The organism is Alphaproteobacteria bacterium, assembly GCA_030680745.1.
In the GTDB taxonomy this organism is placed as follows: domain Bacteria; phylum Pseudomonadota; class Alphaproteobacteria; order JAUXUR01; family JAUXUR01; genus JAUXUR01.
On the sequence record JAUXUR010000045.1, the window covers coordinates 1 to 25785 of the forward strand.

At 34.8% G+C, this 25785-nt stretch carries 20 protein-coding genes and 1 riboswitch; of the genes, 10 read left to right on the forward strand and 10 right to left on the reverse strand.

The annotated features are described in order from the left end of the window. Positions 1-863: 863 nt before the first annotated feature. From Q8L85_04810 to Q8L85_04820, 3 genes are all read left to right on the forward strand, one after another. A complete protein-coding gene (locus Q8L85_04810) occupies positions 864-1697 on the forward strand; it encodes a pyruvate, water dikinase regulatory protein (GenBank protein ID MDP1724004.1) in 834 nt (277 codons plus the stop codon). 105 nt (positions 1698-1802) lie between these two features. Then, a complete protein-coding gene (locus Q8L85_04815) occupies positions 1803-2456 on the forward strand; it encodes a LysE family transporter (GenBank protein MDP1724005.1) in 654 nt (217 codons plus the stop codon). A gap of 171 nt (positions 2457-2627) precedes the next feature. Further along, complete coding sequence (locus Q8L85_04820) at positions 2628-4532, forward strand: hypothetical protein (GenBank protein ID MDP1724006.1); 1905 nt, start codon at positions 2628-2630, stop codon at positions 4530-4532. Positions 4533-4571: 39 nt separating this feature from the next. Here Q8L85_04820 and Q8L85_04825 read toward each other — a convergent pair whose 3' ends face one another. From Q8L85_04825 to kdpA, 4 genes are all read right to left on the reverse strand, one after another. Then, positions 4572-6764 (reverse strand): DUF4118 domain-containing protein, encoded by a 2193-nt coding sequence (locus Q8L85_04825; protein ID MDP1724007.1) that lies wholly within the window; start codon positions 6762-6764, stop codon positions 4572-4574. Between the two features lie 126 nt (positions 6765-6890). Then, a complete protein-coding gene (gene kdpC, locus Q8L85_04830) occupies positions 6891-7496 on the reverse strand; it encodes a potassium-transporting ATPase subunit KdpC (GenBank protein MDP1724008.1) in 606 nt (201 codons plus the stop codon). Next, positions 7496-9565, reverse strand: coding sequence for a potassium-transporting ATPase subunit KdpB (kdpB, locus tag Q8L85_04835; GenBank protein ID MDP1724009.1), 2070 nt, complete (start codon positions 9563-9565; stop codon positions 7496-7498). Before kdpB ends, kdpC begins: the two co-directional genes overlap by 1 nt. Next, positions 9566-11272 (reverse strand): potassium-transporting ATPase subunit KdpA, encoded by a 1707-nt coding sequence (kdpA, locus tag Q8L85_04840; GenBank protein ID MDP1724010.1) that lies wholly within the window; start codon positions 11270-11272, stop codon positions 9566-9568. Between the two features lie 524 nt (positions 11273-11796). Between kdpA and Q8L85_04845 the strand changes: the two genes are divergently transcribed. The 3 genes from Q8L85_04845 (at position 11797) to Q8L85_04855 (ending at position 16027) form a co-directional block, all read left to right on the forward strand. Continuing rightward, on the forward strand, positions 11797-13320 hold the full coding sequence (locus Q8L85_04845) for a C1 family peptidase (GenBank protein ID MDP1724011.1): 1524 nt from the start codon (positions 11797-11799) through the stop codon (positions 13318-13320). Between the two features lie 113 nt (positions 13321-13433). Beyond that, on the forward strand, positions 13434-14201 hold the full coding sequence (fabI, locus tag Q8L85_04850) for an enoyl-ACP reductase FabI (protein MDP1724012.1): 768 nt from the start codon (positions 13434-13436) through the stop codon (positions 14199-14201). 20 nt (positions 14202-14221) lie between these two features. After that, positions 14222-16027, forward strand: coding sequence for an acetate/propionate family kinase (locus Q8L85_04855; GenBank protein ID MDP1724013.1), 1806 nt, complete (start codon positions 14222-14224; stop codon positions 16025-16027). Between the two features lie 2 nt (positions 16028-16029). Here Q8L85_04855 and Q8L85_04860 read toward each other — a convergent pair whose 3' ends face one another. The 4 genes from Q8L85_04860 to Q8L85_04875 form a co-directional block, all read right to left on the reverse strand. Continuing rightward, positions 16030-16971, reverse strand: a complete 942-nt coding sequence (locus Q8L85_04860) for an ABC transporter substrate-binding protein (protein MDP1724014.1) — start codon at positions 16969-16971, stop codon at positions 16030-16032. Next, positions 16968-17708 (reverse strand): ABC transporter permease, encoded by a 741-nt coding sequence (locus tag Q8L85_04865; protein MDP1724015.1) that lies wholly within the window; start codon positions 17706-17708, stop codon positions 16968-16970. The genes Q8L85_04860 and Q8L85_04865 overlap by 4 nt, the downstream gene beginning before the upstream one ends. A 207-nt stretch (positions 17709-17915) precedes the next feature. Further along, the gene (locus Q8L85_04870) at positions 17916-18662 is read right to left on the reverse strand and encodes an ATP-binding cassette domain-containing protein (GenBank protein MDP1724016.1); all 747 of its coding nucleotides are present in this window, start codon (positions 18660-18662) and stop codon (positions 17916-17918) included. After that, positions 18648-18763, reverse strand: a riboswitch (TPP riboswitch). Its footprint overlaps the gene before it by 15 nt. Positions 18764-18981: 218 nt before the next feature. Further along, positions 18982-21147, reverse strand: coding sequence for a hypothetical protein (locus Q8L85_04875; GenBank protein ID MDP1724017.1), 2166 nt, complete (start codon positions 21145-21147; stop codon positions 18982-18984). Positions 21148-21221: 74 nt separating this feature from the next. On the opposite strand from Q8L85_04875, the gene Q8L85_04880 reads away from it, so the two are divergent. Together Q8L85_04880 and Q8L85_04885 are read left to right on the forward strand one after the other, a co-directional pair. Continuing rightward, on the forward strand, positions 21222-21611 hold the full coding sequence (locus Q8L85_04880; GenBank protein MDP1724018.1) for a flagellar biosynthesis repressor FlbT: 390 nt from the start codon (positions 21222-21224) through the stop codon (positions 21609-21611). Continuing rightward, entirely contained in the window at positions 21601-22029 is a 429-nt protein-coding gene (locus Q8L85_04885) for a flagellar biosynthesis regulator FlaF (GenBank protein MDP1724019.1), read from the forward strand. Before Q8L85_04880 ends, Q8L85_04885 begins: the two co-directional genes overlap by 11 nt. A 148-nt stretch (positions 22030-22177) precedes the next feature. On the opposite strand, the gene nth is transcribed toward Q8L85_04885, so the two are convergent. Both nth and dapB read right to left on the reverse strand, forming a co-directional pair. Next, the gene (gene nth / locus Q8L85_04890; GenBank protein ID MDP1724020.1) at positions 22178-22810 is read right to left on the reverse strand and encodes an endonuclease III; all 633 of its coding nucleotides are present in this window, start codon (positions 22808-22810) and stop codon (positions 22178-22180) included. Then, positions 22807-23586 (reverse strand): 4-hydroxy-tetrahydrodipicolinate reductase, encoded by a 780-nt coding sequence (gene dapB, locus Q8L85_04895; GenBank protein ID MDP1724021.1) that lies wholly within the window; start codon positions 23584-23586, stop codon positions 22807-22809. The genes nth and dapB overlap by 4 nt, the downstream gene beginning before the upstream one ends. Positions 23587-23654: 68 nt before the next feature. On the opposite strand from dapB, the gene Q8L85_04900 reads away from it, so the two are divergent. Next, positions 23655-24119, forward strand: coding sequence for a nucleoside deaminase (locus Q8L85_04900; protein ID MDP1724022.1), 465 nt, complete (start codon positions 23655-23657; stop codon positions 24117-24119). Positions 24120-24225: 106 nt separating this feature from the next. Beyond that, a complete protein-coding gene (locus tag Q8L85_04905; protein MDP1724023.1) occupies positions 24226-25725 on the forward strand; it encodes a DUF2608 domain-containing protein in 1500 nt (499 codons plus the stop codon). The last annotated feature ends 60 nt before the right edge of the window (positions 25726-25785 follow it).

Sequence of the window (25785 nt, forward strand, 5' to 3'; positions counted from 1 at the left end):
GCATGTTTACAACAACTTCGTTTAAACCAAAAATCATCCATCACTTGCGTAACAATCTATCTTCGACTTCCATCCAACATGACTTACGTCATATCGAACTTCCGTTAATGTTTAACCGCGCATCATTGTAAATTTTTTACCATGAATTACTTGTTTTACATCTTTTGATCTATCCAAGTTCATGAGCAAGTTTTCTTATTTAACTCACCCCTTCACCAGGACATCTCTCTTTTTATTTCTACTTGTCTATGATCAGTTCCGAGCTGTCTGCCCGGGTTTTTAGTTATAGTTCCAAACGGGGGTCCTGTCAACCAGTTTTTTAATGTTTTTTAAAAAAAGTGCATTTTTCTTTTTAGGTGCGTCTCGTTATGTGTCTATTTCGGTTTAAATACCAAGGAAAACCCTAGGAAATTCAAAATATGTGATTTTATAAATTTATAGCCTTCAATTTTATGTGGTATCAGGAAGTTCCAACCAACCTCTAAATCTTAATATCTTTTTAAATAAAGAGAATTGTAAGAGTAGTGTATCCTGTGAATGATGGGGATTAAATCTTATCCACATTTTATTAAGAGGTTGTTGGGGTAAATTATGATCGTTTTAAAAATATCCACTTAATGTGTATAAATACGTTGTACTGTGGCCTACCTTCAAGATATATAAGCTTTTTTAATGTAGTAAACGTATAAACAGATTGTGCATAAGTCTATTTTAAAATGATTAATCCCCATTAAGTTGCGTTTAAGTTAAAAAACTATCCTCATGGGGATAATATGTTTCTTGTCTGGCTCTTAAATTGTGTACAAATCCATATAGCTCTTTTATCATTTTTTAGGCCACATTCTTATCCACAGGAAAGTCATATGAAAAAAATAGATATACACATGCTCTCGGATGCCACAGGTGAAACAGTCGTTCATATGACACGTGCTTGTTTGTCTCAGTTTGAAGGCATATCTGTTCGAGAGCATTTGTGGATATTAATGAGGACTGAACATCAAATTGACGAAATGATGTCTGTTATAGCGCTTAATCCTGGCGTTGTAATTTATACAATCGTTGATCCTAAATTACGCGAACGTATTCACGAAGGATGTTATCGGCTTCAAATTCCATGTGTTTCAGTTCTTGACCCGGTTATTAACACGTTAATGCTTTATTTAGGGAAAGAAAGTAGCAATAAACCTGGTCGGCAGTATATAGTTGATGATAATTATTTTAACAAAATTGATGCGATTGATTTTGCACTTCATCATGATGACGGTCAACGTCTTGAAGAAATAGAAAAGGCTGATGTAGTTTTAGTAGGTATTTCAAGAACATCAAAAACACCTACTTGTTTATACCTTGCCCAACATACGATAAAAGCTGCTAATTATCCTTTAGTCCCAGGAATTGATCCGCCCGAAATACTATTAAATGCAAAAAATCCCGTTTTTATAGGACTCACCGAAAATCCAGATCGCTTGATTGCTTTAAGGCGACATCGATTGGGACAATTTGATGAGCATAATGAAACGGATTACATTAATCCTGAACGTGTTAAGGATGAAATATTATGGGCAAGAAGATTGTTTTCAAAAATGAAATGGCCTGTGATTGATGTTACGAATCGTTCTATTGAAGAGACCTCAGCATCAATCCTTAAAATATATTCCAATGTTAAAAAAAACGCATTAATGAACGTTCAAGAATAAGATTTGATGTATTTTAATGATTAAATTGAAGGGTTGCCTTGAAATTTGTATAAAAATCTTGTTTCTCAGCCTTCAAAAGCATATAAAGGGTGAGAGGAATTTATAATGTTAGATATGACGCATCTTTTAATAAAAGGGATGATTGTGGGCTTCTTAATTGCGGCACCCGTTGGTCCTGTTGGTATTTTGTGTGTAAAGCGAACGCTTGTCACAGGGTTTTTGTCTGGCATTTTTTCAGGTCTAGGCGCTGCAAGTGCTGATACTATTTTTGCAGCCATTGCTGGTTTTGGTATAACAGCCATTGCGGCGCTTATTGAATCCAAAAAACATATGTTAGAAGTTATAGGTGGCATTATTTTAATAATTGTCGCCATTAAAAGCATGATGACTAAAAAAGTTGTTCAAGAAAGTGATAATGATGCGCTTGTAAACACTCGGTCGAAATTTGCTTTTGTGGGTGATTATTTTTCAGCTTTTTTCTTAACGATTACAAATCCTATTACAATTATTGCTGTTGGTGCCCTTTTGGCAAGTTTAGGGGCCATTGAAGTGAGTGGCAATTATATTGCAACAGGTACGCTTGTATTGGGTGTGTTTCTTGGTTCTGCTTTATGGTTCACGGGTCTTGTGACGGTTGTGGGTTTTTTACTTCACAAAAAATTAACAATTGAGTCAATGTATTATGTACATAAAGTTGCAGGTGTAATATTTTTTATTTTCGGGATAAGCATACTTATCCATAGTATTTTCTATACATAGTTTCAAAGATATTTTCTGGATTCCTCAAAATTAAATACTCAGATTATGAGGGAAAGTCTAGGAAAGGCGAGAACCGGAACGGAGTGTACTACTTTGTACATGAGTACAGGAAGCGCAGACTTGACAACGAATTTACCCATAAGATGGGTATTTATTAAGAAAGGGTTTATAATGTCGCTTAAAATTTCAACATATAGTAACACCAAAGGTGCATCTTCTTTATTTAAAGCGATAGGTCATCCTTATTGTGTTTCAAAAACGCATGATTTGATAAAGTCTTTAGCGTCAGTCAAAGATGTGGCGATTTACGATCCGCTTAACCAAATTGAAACTTTTAACGCATTATATTCGTTGGAAAAATTATCAATATCCCAAGTTTTTGTTCAAAACATTGATGAAATTGGCGTTCAAAAATTAGGAAAAACTGCACAACCTATTGTTTCATTAAAAGAATGCAGACCAGATATTTTGTTTGTATTGGCTTATGATGCAAAAAGATTGGTGGATCATATTAAATATTTGGTGGATTCAAAAACTAAAATTGTCACCTTAGATGATATACGACTTCCTGATGATTTTATGAGCAATCCCAAAAATTATTTAGATCCCCATAATTTTGCGACAAATTTTGCTTTTTTTAGAGATGATGAAGACTCATATACGCGTATTTTTACAGCTAATTATTGGGCAGGATGGGGTGCACAGAACATTTCAATTTGGTGTTGTCTTATGGATCATCAAGGTAAGGTTTTAGCTGAATGGCGTGAATCCATTCCGCATAAAGGACAAACAATCGTTTTTGATAGCCGTGAAATTCGTGAGCGTTTTAAGTTAAATGCTTTTACAGGTCAATTGTTTATTCATGTGCTTGGTGCAAAAGGACATGATACCGTTAAATATGCGTTAGATGTTGTCTCTAAAAAAGATCAATATATAAGTGCGACACATGACGCGAATTCGTTTCCAGCTGATTATTATGCAGGTCTTCCAGCACCAGCTGATAATGAAAAAGTTGTTTTCTGGGTACAAAATTCGCATCCAACACCAATTCCTGCAGGGACAATTGGGTTCAATGTGATGGGTGACGAAAATACAAAACAATATTTTTCTAAAGGCGTGCCAGGTTTTGGGACTTATGCGCTTGATCTTCATGAAGTGTTACCCAATGTAAAATGGCCACAACAAATTGAAATTCATGCCAAAAAATATTTTGTAAGACCGCGCTATGAAATCGTCAATGATAAAAATATTAGACGTATTGCACATGCCAATGTTGAGCGTACTGATTTAAATCCAGATCCAAAAATTGCAGATCTTTCTAATCTTATGGGTAAAGCCTATATTTTATCAGCACCTATTTTGCCGATGAAAGATTTTAAAACAATCGCATTGCCAACACCTATGGCGCGTAGTCAAATGCATCTTCCCTTGGTGATGAATTGTTATGATGCAAAAGGCAATCAAATAGCCACTAAATCTTTAGGTAATTTGAAGCGTAATCATCAACATTGCATTGATTTAGATGATCTTAAATTGAATTCAACCACTGATTATGGTCATGTTGAGTTTATTTACGATTTTCAAGTAGGCAAAGAAGCGGATGGTTGGATTCATGGTTTGTTCCGTTATCAAAATCGTCAATCGGGTCAACAAGCTGAAACAAGTTTTGGGTCTCATATCTATAATACGGTCTTGACCTATAAAACAGAGCCACAATCCTATGTGGGACCTGCACCAGGTCTTTCAACGCGCTTATTCCTACGATTGGGCGGTAATGATGTTCGAAGCTTCTGTCATTTGATGTATCCCGTTTCAACGCCATTTCACGCATATTCGAACACTGATTTATTTCTTCATAATCAAAATGGAGTTGAAGTTGCCTCAACCAGCTTGAAAATTCCTGCAAGTGGATCCCAATTATGGTTTTATGACGAGGTCTTTAGTGAGGCTCAACGTCAAGAGGCTGGAACGAACGCCTATATCATGATTCGTGACATGACCTGTCGTTTGTTTGGGTATCATGGCATGACAAGTAAGAATGGTGGATTGAGTCTGGATCATATGTTTGGTTTTTAACTATTTCTGGAATTGGCTTAAAAAACCTTAATAATTTGATCATATATCTGCATGTTTTTTTGATAAAAGCATAATATTATCAATTATTTGAGATATTTTATGACTTTCCTGATTTATTTTGCGCAAAACATCTTTTTTGTCGTTCTCGCTTAATGTATTTTTTTCAAGCAAATCATGGGAAAATTTTGTAAGCGTTGTTAATGGGATTAATAAATCTTGAGAAATTGATGCTAAAAGAATGCTCCGTAATCGTTGACTTTCTGCATTAATGATGGATTCTTCGACAACTAATGCTGTATTGGCACGGTCAAAAGAAGACGCAATTAAATTTGCAAATGTTTCAATAAGTGATAATTGTTGATTTGAAAAACGATGATTTTTTTCTTTAGGGACCAATCCCACAGTACCAATCGTTTTTGATGATACAATAAGCGGAAAATAAATACCTTGAGCACTAGGCATTGTAGATGTTTCATGTCCTGCAATTTGGCCATGTTCAAAGCTCCATTTTGCAACCATTTCCTCTTTAACCGCAATTGATCTATTTTCTGGATAAAAGAGACTTAATTGATCTTCCTCATTAGGGATCCAAAAAATAATATTTGCGTTAAAAGAAAGACCAAGATGACGGGCTGCAATTTCGGCCATTGCTTTATGACCCCGGACAATTGAAAATTCACGAGTCATTGCATAAAGCAAACTTGTGTCTTTTTCACGTTTTTGAGCAAACATTGCTTGTGATTTAAGACGTGAAGAAAGTGAGCTGATAAAAAAGCTAGTTATAAACATCATGACAAAAGTAAGAATATAATCTTTATTGGTTATGCGTAAATCAAGCTTAGGATCAAGAAAGAATAGATTAAAACATATGACAGCACTTAATGCTGCAAATAAAGATGGTCCTTTTGAAAAAAAAGCAGCAATGCCTGTTAATGTCATTAAATAAAGCATGATAACATTAAGAACATCCATGTAAGGTACTATTAAGAAACCGATAATTGTTGCTAAAACAACCGATGTAAAGCTATAAAGATATGGTTTTATGTTAAAGGACTTATATCGTGAGCGTTTTTTTTCGTCTTCGGGTTCATCAACAAAACTAGAAATAACTGTTATTTCAATGCCATCGCTTGAACGGATAAGTCCATCTGCAAGCGATCCAAAAATAATTTCACGCCATCTTGGTTTTGGCGTTTTACCAATAACAATGCGCGTTACACCATTTTTTTTAGCAAAAGCAATAAGTTCTTTAAGGGCGTTTTGGCTATAAATATATTCAATTTTACTGCCCATTTGCTCGGCAATGCGTAAGGTACGATCTAACCGTTCTTGTTCTTTGGTAGATAATAATAAATGTTTTTCATTCTGAACATAGACAGCAAACCAGGGCGCTCCTATGCGATCAGCCATTCTTTTGGTAGCACGTACAAGTCTTAATGAAAGTAAATCAGGACCAACACATACCATTAATCGAGGAGACAAAATTTCGCCACCGGCAAATTCAGTGATATTATACAATTTCATTTGGGCGTCAACGCGTTCAGCCGTGCGCCTTAATGCCATTTCGCGTAATGCTATTAGATTGCTTCTTTTAAAAAAATTAAGTCGGGCGGATTCCATAAGATTTGAATTCAAATAGACTTTGCCTTCTTTAAGACGATCTAATAATTCATCAGTTGGGATATCTACAAGCGTTATTTCATCGGCTTGATCAAAAATAAGATCAGGCACCGTTTCCTTAACTGAAATGCCTGTAATACGCGCAACAACATCATTTAAACTTTCTAGATGTTGCACATTTAATGTTGTATGAACATCAATCCCAGCTTCTAAAAGTTCTTTAACATCTTGCCATCTTTTAGGATGACGAGAACCAATAGGATTACTATGGGCGAATTCATCAAGAAGAAGAATTCCTGGTTTAAGACGTATTGCTGCATCTAGATCAAATTCTTGCAGCACAATGCCTTTGTGGCTAACAGAACGCGTTGGAAGTTTTGGCAATCCAACAAGCAATTCTTCTGTTTCAGATCTTCCATGTGTTTCGGCAATGCCAACAATAACATTAATGCCTTCTGATAAGAGCTCGTGTGCTGCGTGAAGCATTGCATAGGTTTTGCCGACTCCAGCGGAAGCGCCAAAAAAAATCTTTAATTTTCCTCTGAGCGTGGATTTTTCTTCATCCTCAAGAAGATGCAGTAATCTTTCAGGATCTGGACGTCCATTTGGCATAAACTTTCTCCATTAAGATTTATATATAGTATTTTCCATTTAGGTTAATAGAGCGTCAAACGCCCCTTATGTAGGAAGAGACTACACTTCGCTCCTCATTCCTTCTCTTAACCAAAAGCGAAAACACTATGGTTTAGTTTTAGAAAATGCATCAAGCGCTAAATTTAATGCTAAAACATTAACGTGTTTTTCACCCAAGAATCCCCAAATTTTATGCTCAATATGATCATTCACAAGATTTTCAATCTTATCCTTTTGTAAATGACGCGTTGATGCAATCCGATCGACTTGAAAAAAAGCTGATTCAGGGCTTATATGTGGATCAAGATCACTTCCAGAACTTGTGACGAGATCTAATGGTATCTTTTTATTCTTATCACTTTCGAACGACATAAGATGATCGATGCGTTTTTGAATAAGTTCTTTCAATTTTGGATTTTTAGGTGATAAATGAGATGCTTGTGCTTCCTTAAAATCATAAGGTTTTTCATTGTTTTGAGGTGGTCTTCCCCAAAAATATTTAGGATCTGAAAAATGTTGACCAATAAGGCTTGATCCGATTATTTTACCATCATTTTCTACAAAACTACCTTCCGCTTTAGAAGGCGCAAAGGTTTTCAAAACAATAGTCACAAAACCTGGATAAAAAACGCCGCAAATGATCGTAAAAAGAATAAGCATTACAAGTGAAATACGTGTAAGGCTTAAAAATAAACGTATGTGATAATGCATTATAATTTTCCTATAAATAAACCTATTAGAAGATCAATTAATTTGATGCCTATAAAAGGCGCTATAATGCCACCTAACCCATAAATAAAAATATGATTGCGTAAAAGGGATTCGGCACTTTGTGCGTGATATTTGACGCCTTTTAAAGCAAGTGGCACAAGCATAATGATGATAAAAGCATTAAAAATAATAGCTGATAATATGGCGCTTTCTGTCGTTTGAAGATGCATTATATTAAAAATTTTAAGTTCTGGATAAATGCTTGTCAAAGATGTAGGAATAATCGCAAAATATTTTGCAATATCGTTCGCAATACTAAAGGTTGTTAAGGCACCCCGTGTCATTAAAAGTTGTTTACCGACTTCAACAACTTCGATTAATTTAGTGGGATTCGAATCTAAATCAACCATGTTCGCGGCTTCTTTCGCAGCTTGTGTCCCACTGTTCATGGCAACAGCGACATCTGCTTGCGCTAAAGCGGGTGCATCATTGGTGCCATCACCAACCATCGCGACTAATTGACCGCCTTCTTGCATTTTACGGATATATTTAAGTTTTGTTTCAGGTGTTGCTTGCGCTAAATAATCATCAACACCAGCTTCTGCAGCAATGGCCGCAGCAGTTAGTGGGTTATCGCCTGTGATCATAACGCTTTTAATGCCCATTTTGCGCAAATCTGCAAGACGATTTTTAATATCGGGTTTTACGGTATCTTTTAGATGAATAACGCCCATAATACGCGTGCCATCAGCGACAACCAATGGTGTACCGCCACTACGTGCAATTTGATGCACAATTTTTTCAACATTTGCTGAAATAATACCGCCTAAATTTTTTAGATGGTTTGAAATTGAATCATCAGCACCTTTTAAAATTTGCCTATCCTTTAAATTAATACCGCTTAATTTGGTGTCGGCAGAAAAATGGACAAAACTTGCATCTAATGTGTCTACATCTGGAATTTGAATACCTAAACTTCGTGCTAACGTTACAATGCTTTTGCCTTCGGGTGTTTCATCAGCCAAAGAGGTCATGGCGGCCGCTTCTGCAAGTTCTTTTTCAGTGATACCTTCTGCAGGTATAAAATTTGCTGCTTGTCTATTCCCAAAAGTAATTGTGCCTGTTTTATCAAGCAATAAGACGGAGACATCACCTGCTGCTTCAACGGCACGCCCAGATGTCGCGATCACATTGGCTTTTGCCAATCGATTCATACCTGCAATACCAATGGCAGATAACAATCCCCCAATTGTCGTGGGTGCTAAACAAACCAGAAGTGCAATAAGAACGGTAATGCTTAAAACACCTGAATTACCAGAAAGTGCAGTGGCATTATTGGAAAAAGGAAATAAGGTCGCGGTGACCAATACAAAAATAAGTGTTAAGGCTGATAGAAGAATAGTGAGTGCAATTTCATTGGGTGTTTTTTGTCTTTTAGCGCCTTCAACCATTGCGATCATCGTGTCTAAAAAACTTTCGCCTTGGTTGACACTGACACGTAAAAGAAGCCAATCTGATAATATTTTAGTGCCCGCGATAACAGAATCACAATCACCGCCATTTTCACGAATAACCGCCGCACTTTCCCCAGTAATGGCGCTTTCATCAATGGAGGCAGCGCCTTCTATAATTTGAGCGTCAATTGGAATCATATCGCCAGCTTCAACAAAAACATAATCTCCTTTTTTGAGCAAACAAGCAGATATTAATTCAAAATTGTCATGATTTTTAGGGTCTTTAAGTTTTTTTGCCATCACTTCTTTACGTGTTTTGCGTAAAGATTCAGCTTGGGCTTTGCCTTTACCTTCGGCAATGGCTTCGGCAAGATTGGCAAAAAAGACTGTAAGCCATAAAAAAAATGCAATTGACCAAATGAAATATGAAAATTCACCCTCTTTTATAGCAGCATCATAAATGCTTGTCGTTCCTATAATGGTGACGATAATCGCCCCAATATAGACAATAAACATAACGGGATTGGCAAGTTGAGACTTTAAGTTAAATTTGCAAAAGCTTTCAAAAACCAAAGATAAAATGTTTTTTTTATATGAAAATTCTTCAGATTTCATTTAATGAGCTCCTGCTAATCCTAAATGCTCAGCTAATGGTCCCAGTGCTAAACTAGGAATAAAGGTTAAAACGCCAATGATTAAAAGAATGCCAATTAAAACAAAAATAAAAAGGGGGGTATGTGTTGGCAAAGTCCCCGTTGATATGGGTACAGTATTTTTCTGCGCTAAAGATCCGGCGAGCGCTAGAACAGGAATGATGATCCAAAAACGCCCCATCAACATTAAGAATCCTAATATTAAATTTGATGTGGAATCACTCATCGTAATACCTGACATCGCACTTCCATTATTATTGGACGCTGATGTTACATTATACATAAATTCACTAAACACTTGTGCGCCTTGATTTACTGATAATTCTTTAATGTTTAGATAATGTAATAAAATCCAGGCACCTGATAAAATAAGAAAAAGGGGCATAAGTAACGCCAATGACACCATTTTCATTTCATAAGCGCTGATTTTTTTGCCTAAATATTCAGGAGTTCTGCCGACCATAAGCCCCGCTATAAAGACAGTAATAAGTACAAAAATAAGCATGCCATAAAGACCAGAACCGACGCCGCCAAAAATTGTTTCGCTCATCTGCATCAAAAACATGGTTAGAAAATTATTAATAGGTGCAAAAGAGCTATGATCGGCGGCGATTGATCCATTGGATGTAGCGGTCGTCGCACTTGCCCATAATAAAGAGCCAATAATGCCATGGCGCGTTTCTTTACCTTCCATTGACGTATTATGTGTTTCAAGTGGTAATGACGACAAAGAGGAAATATTATTATTTTCTTGATTGATGGTGAGCGAGGTTAAGGGTACAAAAATAATGAGCATGGCTACGAAAATGGCCCAACCTTGTCTTGTGTCATTAACCATTTTACCGAATGTATAACAAAGACTTGTTGGTAAAAGGAGGATTAAAAACAATCCTAAAAAATGCGTTAAAGCATTTGGATTTTGGAATGGATGTGCCATATTCGTGCCAAAAATACCGCCGCCATTGCTGCCTAAAATTTCGATTGCAGTCCAACTTGCAATGGGTCCCACTAGATAATTTTGTGTTTTCCCTGCTTCCAAAGAAGAAATAGTAACTTCTTTTGCCCAATCTTGTGGCACGCCTAAAAAGCCAAATATTAAAGCGGAAATGATGGATAAAGGAATAATGACATAAAGAAGAACGCGTACAAGATCAACCCAAAAATTACCAAGTTTTGTTGAATTTTTTCTGGTAAAGCCACGAATCAATGCAATTAAGACGCAAATACCAACAGCAGGTGAAAAAAATTGTTGAACACCAATGCTTATAACTTGAAAATATTGATGAATATCTTTTTCAGGACTATATGCTTGCCAATTTGTGTTGGTCACAAAACTTGCAATTGTATTAAAGATAAGATTTGGATCGAGTGGTTTCATACCCATTATAGAAGCTTGTAAATACAAGATAAGTCCCATTAAGAAACAGCTTAAAAACGAGAAAATGATGATAGCAAAAGCATAATGCTTCCAATCCATTTCATCATTTTGAGAAATGCCTATTATTTTATAAAATGTATGTTCTATAGGGTGTAAAAAAAAGGAAAGAAATGTTTTTTGACCATTAAAAACATTTGCCATATAGCTGCCTAATGGTTTGAAACATATGATTAACATCAAAATAAGAATGAAAAAATCGATGTAAAAACTTTGTGTTAATTGAAAATTCATGGAAATTTTTCTGGCAATAAAAGTGTAATAAGAAGGTAAATGAGAACAAATATCGTGATAATGAAAAGAGAATTATAAAGTATTGCCATCATTTTGTTGCTTTAAAAAATTCATAAGAAAAACAACTAAGACGGAAACAACGTAAAATGTAACCAGGGCAAATAAAGCTGTGCTCATAGATCCTCCAAACATTCTTTCTTTTATAGTCAACTTTACTAAATGAAAGTTCAATACATAAAAACCATTAATTAGAAATGAATAACGATGTGTGTTTTTAATACAGCTTATTAATGCATGTTTTAAATTAATAAATATTAATTTTATATAAATAATATTGTCTTAAAATAATTACTAACCATTTTTAATAATTATTAAATAATTTATTTTTCAATAAGATAAAAATTATAAATTTTTGTCTTGGAAGCCTGTTTTTTATACGTTACGATTTAAGATAATCGAACAAGATGCATTTGGTATATGAATGCAATTCATTGTAATATAATACAATTTAGGGAATGAACGATATGAGAAAATTAGCTTGTAGAAGTCTTCTGTTAGGTCTAATTGGTAATTTTTATTTATTACCTATTGGTGTTTCAGAAGCTAATTATAACACAACTGGATTTAGACCTGCAGAAGAACCAGTTTTAGCACATTTAGGTGAGCATCTTGCTGAAAAAAATAGTAATAAATTACTATCAGCTACAAAAAATTGTGAGAGTACAAAAGCAAAACTTGATGATACTGAAGAAGTAATGCTTATCGCAAAAGAAAACTATGATTATCTTAAAAGTCGTGTACTTGATGACGACACCATAAGTGAAGAAAGATTAGAAGCTGCAAAAAATAAATATAAACAACGAAAAGAATTGTTTAAATCAGCTAAAAAAGAATATGATTTAAGTATTTTAAATCAAGAAAAAAGTTTAAAAAAAAGCACTAAATCTTCACGTTTAGGGATTTTTGATGATCTTCAATCAGGTCTTTCATCCGTTGTCCATAGTGTTTTTGGAAGTGATCATTCTGCAGCGCCAGCTCTTTCTGCATCACCTGCTGTGATTGCACCAGCAGCGATTATCGAACTTCCCAATTTTGCTATTTATCAGGATCAGATGGTTGAAGCACACGATTGGTATAATCAGTTAAATTTAGGATCTTGTACAGCAAACTCTTTAGCTTTTGTTTTGCGTTATTTGTCTGTTCTTAAAAGCGCTAGTCCAAAAGAATTTAGAAAAGATAAAAATCCGGCGCGTCTTGATATCTCAAGGTTATATCAATATTGGGAAACGCGTTATTTAGAAGCAAAATTAATGGGTTACGATCCTAATGAAGCTGTTAAAGCAGATAATGGTGGATCAATGGCAGGTGGTATTCTTGCAGCTGATAAATATGGCGTAACACCAGAAAATATTGTTGCAAACTGGGATTCGAGTAGAATTGATACACCCGATATGAAGGGAAAAATGTCTTATGTGGGTTATCCATATACAGATGATTTAGTAAAGTCTTCTCTTGCACCAAGCCCTGAAGCAGTTCGCTTAGCTTATGATTTAGATAATGATGGCATAAATAAAGGATCTGCTTTTGATCAAGGTGTTGCCTATAATAATGATTATGCTTACATACATAAAAATCTTGGCTATAAAGATTTAACAACATCATTTCGAAGCAAATCGTATTCTGCTAAACCTAAAGTCCTTCCAGAGGCAACAAAGCAAGTTTTTATAAATCAAGTCGTGTCAGAACTTCAAAAAGGAAGACCTTTTTATTTTGGTGTTATGCTCGACGACAGTTTCATGAACGATGTGCATGGTTTCATTCCAACACCTAAAGCAAGTACCTTTCGTGCAACAGGCGGTCATGCTATTGCGATTGTGGGATATGGACAATATAACATTGCACAAAATGACAAAACATATTACTTCAAATTCGTAAATTCATGGGATTACAATTGGGGTGATAATGGTTGTGGTTATTTAGATGCCATGAAATATGTTGCTGAAGTAAATGTTTTCATGACTGAAGGATTTTCAGTTTGGCTTAATTAGATACCTATTTTAGTTAAAAGAAGGAATAAGGCCTCTTTTAGGGGCCTTATTTTTTATGGCTAATTAAGTGAAATCACTTTAAACTTATATAAAGATAAGCAGATTGAAATTATATGACATCTTCACTTAAAAATAAAAAAGGACTCATTATTGGGATTGCAAATACGCATTCCATTGCATGGGGTTGTGCTAAAGCTTTTCATGAAGCGGGCGCTGACCTTGCCATTACCTATATAAATTCAAAAGCTGAACCTTTTGTAAGACCATTAGCTGAGCAACTTAAAGCGCAAATCATCATGCCACTTGATGTCGAAAATGAAACGCAATTGATTGATTTGTTTGATGAAATTCAATCCAAATGGGGAAAGCTTGATTTTTTGCTTCATTCTATTGCCTTTGCCCCAAAAGAAGATTTGCATGGCCGTATTGTTGATGTAACACGTCCCGGTTTTTTGCGTGCCATGGATATTTCTTGTTATTCTTTTTTACGTTTAGCACATCTTGCCGAGCCTTTAATGAAAGAAGGTGGATGTTTACTTACCACCACTTATTATGGTAGTGAAAAAGTTGTCCCACATTACGGATTAATGGGACCGGTTAAAGCGGCATTAGAAAGTCTCACGCGTTATCTCGCAGCAGAATTAGGACCTAAGAATATCCGCGTAAATGCTTTATCGCCAGGGCCTATCCCAACACGCGCTGCCAGTGGTATTGAACATTTCGAAGAATTGCTAGAACTTGCGCGTCAAAAATCACCAGAGCACCAATTAGCATCTATCGAAGCTGTAGGATCATATGCGCGTTTTTTAGTCAGCGATGAAGCAAAACTTGTGACAGGAAGCATCGTCTATATCGACGCAGGGTTCAATATAATCAGTTAACAACATTATTGGAGAAATTTATGAATATTTTAACCATTAATGCAGGCAGCTCCTCCGTTAAATTTGCTGTTTTTGATACGGCAACAAATAAGCAATTATATAAATCTGAAATTGAGCGTGTTGTCTCTGTTGAGGAAGCCGTTCGTAAAATTCCTGATTTTTTAATAGCCGAAAATATAAAAATAGACGCCATTGGCCATCGTGTTGCACATGGCGGTGCGAAATTCAAAGATCCTCAATTAATCAATGCAGAGATTATTAAGGCAATCGAAGATTGTATTCCACTCGCACCTTTGCATAACCCATTATCCCTTGCAGGTATTAAAGTCACAAAAGAAATATGGCCAAATATTCAACAAGTTGCCGTTTTTGATACAGCGTTTCACCAAACAATTCCCGAACGTGCGTATACTTATGCAGTGCCAGAAAAATGGCGTGCTATTGGATTAAGACGTTACGGTTTTCATGGCACATCACATAAATATGTGATGATGCGTATTGCAGAGGAATTAAAGCTTCCTGTGACGCATCTTCGGATTATTTCATGTCATCTGGGTAATGGGGCAAGCGTTTGTGCTATAGAACGGGGTGTATCTGTTGATACGTCAATGGGCATGACGTCGCTTGAAGGATTAGTCATGGGAACACGTTCGGGAGACGTTGATCCTGGTATTTTTGCATATCTTAGCCACACACTTGGCTTGAGCGTCGATGAAATTGAAATGGCGCTTTACAAAGAAAGTGGTCTTATAGCGCTTTCAGGTATTGGTAATGATATGCGTGATATTGAAAAAGAAGCGTCATTGGGTCATAAAAAAGCACAATTAGCCATTCAAGTTTATGCGTATCGCGTACGCAAATATATAGCAAGTTATGCGGGTGTTATGGGTGGCGTGGACGTTATTGCGTTCACCGGTGGTATCGGTGAAAATTCAACTTCTATGCGCAAACGCATTTGCGAAAGACTCGATTATCTAGGTCTTAATTTTGATGATGATAAAAATATAAGTGTTAAGCTTACAGATTCAGAAGCACCTCAAATTCAAATGGATAATTCACTTGTAAAAGTTCTTGTGACCCAAAGTCACGAACAATGGATGATTGCGCAAGAAGTTTTTAGGATTTTAACGCTTAAAATAACACCCGCGAGTCAATTTCCACCGATTCCTATTGCTGTATCAGCGCACCATATCCATCTTACAGAACAGGCTGTCGAACAATTATTTGGTAAAGGCTATAAACTAAAAATACGTAATCAATTGAGCCAACCAGGGTTTTGGGCTTCTGAAGAAACGCTTGATGTTATTGGGCCGCGCGGAGAGATCAAAAATATGCGCATCTTAGGACCATGCCGAGATGCTGTTCAAATTGAAATTGCTGAAACTGAAGCTTATATTTTGGGCGCGGATGTTCCTATTCGTCTTTCAGGTGATCGTGATGGAACCCCTATTGTAACATTACGTGGCCCCAAGGGGAGTATTCAAACTGAAGGGTTAATTATCGCTAAACGGCATATTCATATGAATACCAAAGATGCAGAAGAACGCGGCCTTAAACAAGGCGATCAAGTAGAAGTAGCAGTCGATGGTAATGGTGACCGAGATCTAATTTTTAGGGATGTGATGATTCGCGTAGATCCAAAATATGTCACCGAAATGCATATTGATACGGATGAAGCTAATGCCGCTCATATTCATCATGGCGGTGTGGGCGCATTAATGCCTGTTAAGGGAATTGCCGCCCATATTACACATCGTCATTCGCATGCGCATTATACAGAACAATCATTTTGTCTTAATTGCCGTGAAGAAAAGGAAGTCGCTTAATACTAATGGTAAGCCCTAATATCTTTTGCGTAAGATCCAATAATGGGCAGCGTTTTAATAACATCTGCTTTTTTTAAATATTGTGCAAAATTTTCATATCGATAGATATCCAATGCACCTGGTCTTAAAGCGAAACGCGGCAACGTTTCTTGCCAGATTTTTTGTAATGTCTCATTTTTTTGTTCAGGATGATCTTTAATATAAGCGTCCAGACATTCTTGCCAATGATTTATAAGATATTGGCTCGCCTCTTCTAAAGCATCCACAAATAATTTTAAAGTATGGGGATTGCTTTTGGTAGGATTACTTACAACGATCAATTCATCAAAAGGCGGCACCCCATGGTCTTCATAATAAAAAAGTCTTAATTGTGTTCCTTCTGCCTCCATAATAATAGGTTCAACATTACGATAAAGACCTGTAATGGCGTCGAGTTGCCCTGCTAAAAAACCAGCATTCATTGAATGACTCGATCGAATCATCTCGACATCATTAATCTTTAAATGTGCATCTTGTAATAGGGTCTCAATAAAAGCTTTAGAACTTCCTAAGCCAACTTTATAGCCAATTTTTTTGCCTTTTAAATCCTCGATTTTGTGAATGGGGCCATCAGCTTTAACCGCTAAACAATTAAGCGGCGTTTCAATGAGGGTGGCAATTCGTTGCAAAGGTAATCCTTGATCCACAAAAATATGAAGATGATATTGATAAGTAAGTGCCAAATCAGCTTTGCCTAGTGCTACGAGTTTTGAAGGTGTCTGAAGATCTGTAGGTGTCACGATATCGATTTCAAGATTTTTTTTCTTAAAAAAATCGAATTTTTGCGCAACATATAAAGGCGAATGAGAAGGATTCATATACCAATCTAAAAGAAGTGTTAATTTTTCAGCATGAACATTTAGAGGCAATATTAAAACTGTTAAAAGAAAAATAGAACGTATCATGATTTCTCCTGTATCCAAGGGGTGAATTTCTGAGTACTTAATAAAACAAGATGATAAAAAGCAACGCTCATAAGAATGTGAATAAAAAGGGCTGCAAAAAGAAGTGGCATATCAACGCGTGTATAAGCATCTAAAATAAGAAAGCCTATGCCGCGACTTGCACCTATCCATTCACCAACAAGGGCTGCGATGGGCGCAAAAACAGCGCCTAATTTTAGGCCTGAAAAAAGTTGAGGTAATGCTGATGGAAATTGAATATAAAGCAAGGTCTTGAAACGATTTGCACGCATTAATTGTGCCATTTCTAAAAATTGGAAAGGCGTACGACAAAGCCCATCATAAAAAGTTGAGGCGATTTTAAAATAAAGCAGAAGCGTTATCATAATAATTTTTGATGCCATTCCATAGCCACACCATAAAATGATCAGTGGCGCTATTACAAAAACAGGGATTGTTTGCGTGATCAGCAATAAAGGATGAATCATCAATCTAAAAAAGGGGAAATAAAGCATTAAGCACGCCGTTAAAATGCCTAAGCTTGTACCGCTTATAAACCCGATAATGATTTCAGAAAGTGTTATGTAACAATGATCTAAAAGAAGAGGTATCGAATTTATAAGGCGTATAAAAACAAGTTCTGGGGATGGGAGAATGTAAGTGGGTAAATCAAACGCAAAAACAAAAAGCCACCAGCAGAGAATTAGAAATAACGAGGTTATAATAAGACGAATAATCATATCTCTACACCTCGAAAACAAATGATTGCGTCGTTGCGAACGACGAAGTCGTGTGGCAATCCAGAAAAAAAAGTTTAAAAAGTTCTAAATTATGATTTTTGAACTGGATCGCCACACCACCGCAAAAAAAGAATGGGGTGGTTCGCGACGACGCGTTTTCATTGTTTTGAGTTATCAATTTAACTAATTGAATTATAATATCTCTGTTCATAAACTCACCCCCAATTTTTTATAAAGCGCGTGGATAAGTTCAGGGCGATGTCTATCTGCTTCAGTCAAAAAAAGCTGATCTTTAATACTTGCTGGTTTGCCATCTAAAATAAGAATTTGATCGCTTAACCTTAAAGCTTCCATCGGATCATGGGTCACAAGCAAAATTGTTTTATCTTTTAGGCAATTTTTAGCAAATGTGTTTGCTTCAATGCGTGTTAATGCATCTAATTGTGAAAAAGGCTCATCCATCAGTACCAAATCAGCATCTTCCAGAAGTACGCGTGCAATTTGAATGCGTTGTTTCATGCCGCCTGAAAGTTGATGTGGATAATAAGACATATAATCAACAAGCCCCAATTTTTCAAAAATTTGAATCGCTTTGTCTTTGTTATCTTTTTTGTTTTGATTGTTTTTAATTTTGTTGCCAATTAATACATTATCAATGGCTTTTGCCCAAGGAAGTAGAAGTTCTGATTGCGGTAAATACGCAATTTTAAGATCTTGATTTGATTGAAAGTCAGGTATGAATCCTGCAATTAACCTTAATATTGTCGTTTTACCAATACCTGAGGGACCCAAAATACTAGTCCATGAGGATTTTGGAAGTGAAAGTTCAAACGCGTTTAAAAGCGGTTTCGTATCATAAGAAAAATGGGGAATATTATATTGATATGCATCATGGCCAATATTATGATTAATATCATAGCTGGGCCATGATTCTGGCTGTAAATTTAAGTTCACTGATCCCTCCGCCGGCATTATCCGGTTCAAGTCATAAGGGTCATCGCAAGATTATACTCTTGAGCGAACTCTCAGCCAATATGGCTCCCCTTAGTGAATAATTCTGAAACTCTCCAATCTATGGGCAAATTCGTCGTCAAACCTCCGCTTCCGGTACTCATGTACGAAGAAGTACATTCCGTTCCGGTTCTTAGTTTTCCTAGACTTTACCACATATCTTGGACAGTCAATAATTCTGTCACTACATATTACAGATTTTGAATTGTAAATCAATAGATGTGTTGTGCCTGAAGTAAGATGGATTGGTCTAGATCACTTTCTATTCTAGCCCCATTTTTTCCTTAAGCATTACAACAATTTGATCAATAAGAGGTGCCCATTTTTCTTCACCAACGCGTACAAAAGAACGCATTGTCGGATACCAGGGTCGTTCTTTTTGACCTAATCTTGTCCAGTCGCTACCACCGGTTAATCGCCAAACTTCAACACCTAAGGCAGCACCTAATTCACCTACTGCTGTTTCTGATGTAATAATAAGATCTAGATTCACCATCATTGCAGCGACATTTTCGAAATCATCTTTTAAATTTACATCAGGCCAACGTTCAAGTCGAACGGGATGATTTTGTTCTATTGATTGAATTTCTTTTTCGCAATCATCGTATTGTAGATTAATAAAAGTAATATGGGGTAATAAAAAAATAGGTAAAAAATCTTCTATTTTTAAAAAATACTTTTGTCGTTGAGCGGTTAAAAGCCCGCTTCGCCAACAAATACCTATTTTAAAATTATTTTTAAATTTTTGATACCGATTTAACCATTCTTTAACCAAGAATGGATTTGGCGTTAAATATGATTGTCGATTGCCAGGGAAATGTTCTATTTTTTTTCTGAAGTGTAAAGGCAAACTGCCTGAAGCAACTGCATAATCAATGGGTCTAAAGGGTTCAATATTGATTAAAACGCGTTTTTTTTCTTCTTCAACCATTTCAAAAAATTGTGATATAAAAAAAGCTTTTGGGAAAGACCGTGCGAATAATGAATAAAGTCTTTTATTACATTCAATAATGACCATTTTGGCTTTATTGATAATGTCATGGTAACAAGAGGCAAACATAATTTCGTCACCTATGCCTTGCTCGCTCCACACAAAAACGGTTTTATCTTTTAAATCTTCACCTTGCCAAAATTTACTTTCACTAAAAAGTTCGTCTTTTTTAAGATGATATTGTTCTTTAACTTTTAATCTTTTTTCATAATGAATCCAACCTTCTTCTATTTTCTTTTGTGCAAAACAGGCGATCGCTTTTGAAAAATGTGCTGTTTCATGATCCGGAATTTTGGCAAGAATGATCTCGTTGTAAAATGATACTTTTTCAAAATCTTCCAGTTCAATATAATTAGAAAGCAAACCATCTATAGGTGCAATTGAATCAGGATAGGCGGTAAGGGCTTTTTCACAAAGAGCGATTGATTCAATGTAAAGCCTTCTATCCATTTTAATTTTAGCAATTTGTAAATAAAAATGTAATTTTGAATTTGTAAGATTTTCTCCTTTTAAAAATATTTTTTCTGCGTCTTCAAAACGATTTAATTCATGTAATAATCGATAATATTTAATATAAACATCAACTTGCTCTTCTGTTTCTAAAGATTTTTTAAAATATTCTTCTGATTTTATATAATCTTTTGATAGAAAGTAATATTCCCCTAATCCTTGTAGTACTTCGACATTATTTTGATTTTTTTCTATAATATCTTGATAAAGTGTAAAAGCTTTATTTAGTTCATTAACACCTAAATATGCTGTTGCCAATTGACTTCTAAGATGTTCATCAAGTTCTTTAATTTCTTGTTTTTTCAATAAAATTTTTATAATGTCATTATAATTTTTGTTCATTTTCAGAAGATTAATAAGAATTTTTAAATTTTCTTCTGCTAAATCTTCATTTTTGCTAATCCGCCTTATTATTTCATAACATTTTGTTTTTTGTAATGTATCCATATAACAACCAGCAAGACTAACAAGGCTTTCTAGATGTTCTTTATTAATTTCCAATGCTTTTTGATAATAATCGATCGCTTCAATAAATAATCCTGATAATTCGTAAGATTTTCCAAAAGTAAAATAAATTTCTATAGAGGGTGTTAATGTATTTTCAATTTGTTTTAAAAAAGTAATTGATTCATCGTATTTTTTTTCAGTATGTAATAATTGAATAAAAGCGAGATTTAAATTTTGATCTAAAGGCGCAAGCATGAGGGCTTTTTTATAAAATAGTTTTGCTTCATTGAAGCGCTTAAGCCCCTGGAAAGACAATGCCATATTGGCGAATAATGCTGCACTTCCAGGATATTTTTGAAAAGCTGCATTAAAATAATCAAGCGCTTTTGGATAATTTTTTTCTTCGAGTGCCTCTATGCCCAATTCATATTCTGGCTTTCCAGCATCAAAATTTATAGATATTTTTTTTTCATGAAGCATTTTATTGATCTATTTTTAATTTCGGGTCAAACTTATTTTAAATAGTAAGCTTAATTCCAAGATAAGAAAAGAGCATGTCTTTAAAAATTGTTTTAAAACCTGACGAAAAAATTATAATCAATCAAGCTGTTATAATAAATGGTAAAACTAAAACTGAATTTATCGTTGAAAACAAATCTGCCATTTTACGTAAAAAAGATATTTTGAAGGAAGAAGATGCAATAACACCTTGTAAAGGGCTTTATTACCTTCTCCAAATGGCTTATTTGTTTCCTGAATCTGAAGATATAAATCTTAATCTTGCATATCAATTGATTGAAGATATTAAAGTTGCTGCACCCAGTTTATCGGCACAAATATTGCATATATCTTTAACGCTCAATGAGAAAAATTTTTATAAAGCGCTAAAAGATTGCCAAAAGCTGATATCGGTTGAAGAGGAAATATTAAAAAATGTCTGTTAAAGCCTATGGATCTCCTTATGGAAAAAATAAAAACACCAATTTAAAACCCAGAGAAATAGAAGCCCGTGGTTTATTAGAAGCTGCAAAACGATTAAGTGATGCTTTGACAGAACCTGAAAATAGGGACAAAATGGACCAGGCGCTTGATTTTCAGTGGCAATTATGGACATTGTTTCAAACTGAAGCCTTAGGTGAAGATTTCCCATTTTCCGATGAAATGCGTGTCTTATTTTTACAAACATGTAGATATATAGATCGTTCAATTTTAGATTTTTATGCGGATCGCAATGAAAACATGAAGCATATTCATGTCTTTATTGATATTAATCGGACGCTCGCTCAAGGTTTTTTACAAAATAATGAAGCGTCTTTACCTTTATATCAAGGTGAAGAACAAAAATTATCCATTCAATTTTAAAGTAGACTTCTTCGAAACTCTACTATTGTGGACGATTGATGCGTCGTTTCGGTACTCAAATCCTCATGTATGAAGAATACACGAGGGAACCCGTGCCAAACTTCCTATCACTCGCCTCACATTAGCGCGTTTTAAAAGAAGTCTAGTTTTAAATCGTTTTATCGGGATAGTCGCAAAAAGAGCGAACAGGGCATTTTGGACATTCAGGTTTGCGTGCTTTGCAAATATAACGGCCCAATAAAATAAGCCAATGATGTGCCTCATGTAAATATTTTTGGGGTATTTTTTGAATTAATCCTAATTCTACAGCCAAAGGTGTTTTGCCTATTGATAGGCCTGTACGATTAGAAACGCGAAAAATATGTGTATCAACGGCAATGGTTGGTTGGTTAAAGGCAGTGTTTAAAATAACATTTGCTGTCTTGCGACCTACACCTGGCAAAGCTTCTAAATCTTCTCTATTTTCGGGTACAAGTCCTTCATGTTTTTCAACCAAGATTTTGCTAAGTGCCACAACATTTTTTGATTTAGTTTTGTAATAATTGAGATTTTTAAGGTAATTGGATAGATTTTCTACACCTAAATTTATAATGTCTTCTGGTGTTTCAATATGCTCAAATAAAGGCTTTGTTGCTTTGTTGACGCCCAAATCTGTTGCTTGGGCTGATAAAACAACAGCGATTAAAAGTGTAAAAGGACTTTTGTAATAGAGTTCTGTTTTGGGATGTGGGTTTTGTTTTTGAAGTGTATCAAAAAACAAAATGATATTCTCTTTTTTCATTTTAAATTCAAGACATCCATCATAGAGTACCGCCCTGGTTTTTTTTGGTAAATCCACGATGCAGCTTTTAATGCGCCATAGGCTAAAACTTGTCTTGAGCTTGCAGAATGGCTTAGCTCTATTCTTTCTTGAGGGCCGAAAAATGAGACAATATGTTCACCTGCCATATCGCCACCGCGTTGCACTGCAAAGCCAATTTCATTTTCTTTTCTTTTAGGATGGCCTACCCAATTTAAAACGGATTGATCTTCAAAATTAACGTTACGTCCTTTTGCTGCCGCCTGCCCTAATGAAAGTGCAGTGCCTGAAGGTGCGTCAATTTTTTGATTATGATGTTTTTCTAAAATCTCTATATCAAATTGTGGCCCTAAAATTGACGCTGCTTTTTCGACTAAAGCATGTAATACATTGATACCTAAACTCATATTTGGCGCATAAAGTATCGGAATTGTTGCTGCGGCTTCATCAATAAAATCATGATGATTTTTTGTAAGACCTGTTGTACCAATAACGATTGGTTTGTTGTAAATTTTACTTAAATTTAAATGTTTTATAAGTGTTTCGGGATTTGTAAAATCTATTAATATATCTGATTTTTCAAAAATGAGATCTGGGCTTGTTGATAAACATAAACTTGTTTCGTGAATAATATGATTGGATTCAGGATTCAATGTCCCCCCAATAAGTTGAAATTGAGGATCTTTTTGAATTAGGCCTGAAATTGCTTGACCCATACGACCCATAATGCCCAATATACCAATAGAAATAACATGCATGTGAACAGCTTTCGATAACCTATTATGTATAAGTGCTACCATAAATCCATTGAAATTAAAAGAATGTCATGAATATGAAATATTTTACCCATAGCCCCATGATATTCGCTTTAGAATACGCGTTTAGAGCTTTTTCAGAAGATGAAGTGCCTATCGGTGCAATCATTTTAGATCCAAAAAGCGGTAAAATCATTACGGCACAACATAATCAAATGCGATGCTCTGGAAATCCTATAGCGCACGCCGAAATATGCGCCATTACTGAAGCATGTCGTATTCTTAATCAGCAACGTCTTAATGGTTATGTTCTTTATGTGACATTAGAGCCTTGCCCTATGTGCGCTCAAGCAATTTCCTTTGCGCGCCTTGATAAAGTTATTTTTGGTGCTTATGATCCAAAAGGCGGCGGTATCATTCATGGGCCAAGAATTTTTGATCAATCCACATGTCATTTTCAGCCTGAAATTATTGGAGGTGTTCATGAAGAAGCATGTCAAAATATTCTTAAAGATTTTTTTATATCAAAAAGATAATTGTTTTAAATTGGTATCGATTAAAAAAATATAGAAATATTTTTTTAATTTGTTGAAAAATTCAAAAGAATATATTAGATTATTTTTATTTATTTAAGGTGTTATAATGCGTTATTTTAAAAGTAAAGCCATTTTTTTGTTGTTTTTTACGACAATTACATTAAATTTAAATGCAATTCCTTTTAAACGAATTATTGAATTGAAAACAATTAATGACATTTTTTCAATTATTGAAAATATCAAAATTAACTATAAAGAAAATATTGATGAAGATGCTTTTGAAGCTCAAAACACAGCCTTTGTATTCGATATTGATGGCACTATTACTGTTGAAGCAAAACACATACTTAATCAAGAATTGGTTAGAGAACAAAAAGACCATGCGCAAATAGTTGCTGATCATTTTAAAATTCCAATTAGTACTTTTATGACGCATATTGATCGCCTTTGGTATAAAATGAATCATGAAATTCAATTGGTTGAAAAAAATACGGCCACCTTTATTAATAATATTCAAGAAAAAGGATATACTGCTTTTACATGTACAGCTTCAGAATTTGTACGAAATGATCAAAGATTACAATTAATGAAAAAAGAAGATATTGATTTTTCAAAAAGTTTTATGGGTCTGTTTAGAGGTGCGCATTTTGATTTTTTTTCACAATTTCCAGAACATAAAGGCCATACAAGCGCTAGAAATAGCACAAAAGCACAAAAAATTGATGTGCTGATTCAAGAAATAAATGATATTCGAGAAATAATAAGATTGCCAAAAATAGAAAATTTAATTTTTATCGATAATTATAAAGGGGAAGTTGAAAAAGTACGTAAAAATTGTAAAAATGTAAAAAATATTATTTCATTTCATTATACCTATGTTAAGAATCATACTTCCTTAGATGAGATAATTGCAGATTATCAAAAATATGTTAGAGATTGTTTTATTGTGGAAAGTGATTCAGACGAATCGGAAGAAGATGATGAATCGGAAATAGATGAAGAAAAATGCCCTAAAATTTGTATAAATGAAACTTTAGATAGACTTGATACATTAGCAATTGTTGCATTAGAAGAATTTTCTGATCAATTTTCATTAGAAAACACTAAACATTTTTCGAAATTCACAAGTCATTTAGAAGATTTGCCGCAAAACATGCTCCATACTTTTGTGATTCCAGTTGTTTATGACGATCAGACAAAGGAAGATTCTTGCTTAGTCAAAATTGGCATGGAGGATAAAAAAAATATGCTTGTATTTGAGTCTTTCGCTGCCCCTAAAGATATGTCTCGACATATATGGCTTTCTGAATATTTAGAGAAGGAGGGTTTAGGAAAATTCGATCTTGAAAATCAAGATCTCGTTCGGTCCAATAATTTTTATGATTATAATACGAAAACCAGTATTTATTTTTTAAAAGGCCCTCAAATCAATGTTAACGAAATAGAAAATACTCTTTATACAAAAGTGCCCCTTTTTGATTTTCTTTTAAGCATTGAATATGGACTTCATATAGGCATTGATGAAAATAAGCGTGAAATTTGTCCATTTTTTTTGCGGACAGCATTTTCTTTAATTGATGAAATAAAATGCTTAAATTATAGATGATCTTTTGAATTTGGGTATATACCCAAATAATCTGAAACTACCCTTTTTAGACGATGACCT

Bases quoted from the DNA above. Each gene is read 5' to 3' on its own strand.
- kdpB (MDP1724009.1), bottom strand. From the start codon at position 9,565: ATGAAATCTGAAGAATTTTCATATAAAAAAAACATTTTATCTTTGGTT.
- Q8L85_04855 (MDP1724013.1), top strand. From the start codon at position 14,222: ATGAATATTTTAACCATTAATGCAGGCAGCTCCTCCGTTAAATTTGCT.
- Q8L85_04820 (MDP1724006.1), top strand. From the start codon at position 2,628: ATGTCGCTTAAAATTTCAACATATAGTAACACCAAAGGTGCATCTTCT.
- Q8L85_04815 (MDP1724005.1), top strand. From the start codon at position 1,803: ATGTTAGATATGACGCATCTTTTAATAAAAGGGATGATTGTGGGCTTC.
- Q8L85_04900 (MDP1724022.1), top strand. From the start codon at position 23,655: ATGAATATGAAATATTTTACCCATAGCCCCATGATATTCGCTTTAGAA.
- Q8L85_04810 (MDP1724004.1), top strand. From the start codon at position 864: ATGAAAAAAATAGATATACACATGCTCTCGGATGCCACAGGTGAAACA.
- Q8L85_04875 (MDP1724017.1), bottom strand. From the start codon at position 21,147: ATGCTTCATGAAAAAAAAATATCTATAAATTTTGATGCTGGAAAGCCA.
- kdpA (MDP1724010.1), bottom strand. From the start codon at position 11,272: ATGAATTTTCAATTAACACAAAGTTTTTACATCGATTTTTTCATTCTT.
- Q8L85_04880 (MDP1724018.1), top strand. From the start codon at position 21,222: ATGTCTTTAAAAATTGTTTTAAAACCTGACGAAAAAATTATAATCAAT.
- dapB (MDP1724021.1), bottom strand. From the start codon at position 23,586: ATGCATGTTATTTCTATTGGTATATTGGGCATTATGGGTCGTATGGGT.
- Q8L85_04845 (MDP1724011.1), top strand. From the start codon at position 11,797: ATGAGAAAATTAGCTTGTAGAAGTCTTCTGTTAGGTCTAATTGGTAAT.
- Q8L85_04860 (MDP1724014.1), bottom strand. From the start codon at position 16,971: ATGATACGTTCTATTTTTCTTTTAACAGTTTTAATATTGCCTCTAAAT.
- Q8L85_04885 (MDP1724019.1), top strand. From the start codon at position 21,601: ATGTCTGTTAAAGCCTATGGATCTCCTTATGGAAAAAATAAAAACACC.
- Q8L85_04825 (MDP1724007.1), bottom strand. From the start codon at position 6,764: ATGCCAAATGGACGTCCAGATCCTGAAAGATTACTGCATCTTCTTGAG.
- nth (MDP1724020.1), bottom strand. From the start codon at position 22,810: ATGAAAAAAGAGAATATCATTTTGTTTTTTGATACACTTCAAAAACAA.
- Q8L85_04865 (MDP1724015.1), bottom strand. From the start codon at position 17,708: ATGATTATTCGTCTTATTATAACCTCGTTATTTCTAATTCTCTGCTGG.
- fabI (MDP1724012.1), top strand. From the start codon at position 13,434: ATGACATCTTCACTTAAAAATAAAAAAGGACTCATTATTGGGATTGCA.
- kdpC (MDP1724008.1), bottom strand. From the start codon at position 7,496: ATGCATTATCACATACGTTTATTTTTAAGCCTTACACGTATTTCACTT.
- Q8L85_04905 (MDP1724023.1), top strand. From the start codon at position 24,226: ATGCGTTATTTTAAAAGTAAAGCCATTTTTTTGTTGTTTTTTACGACA.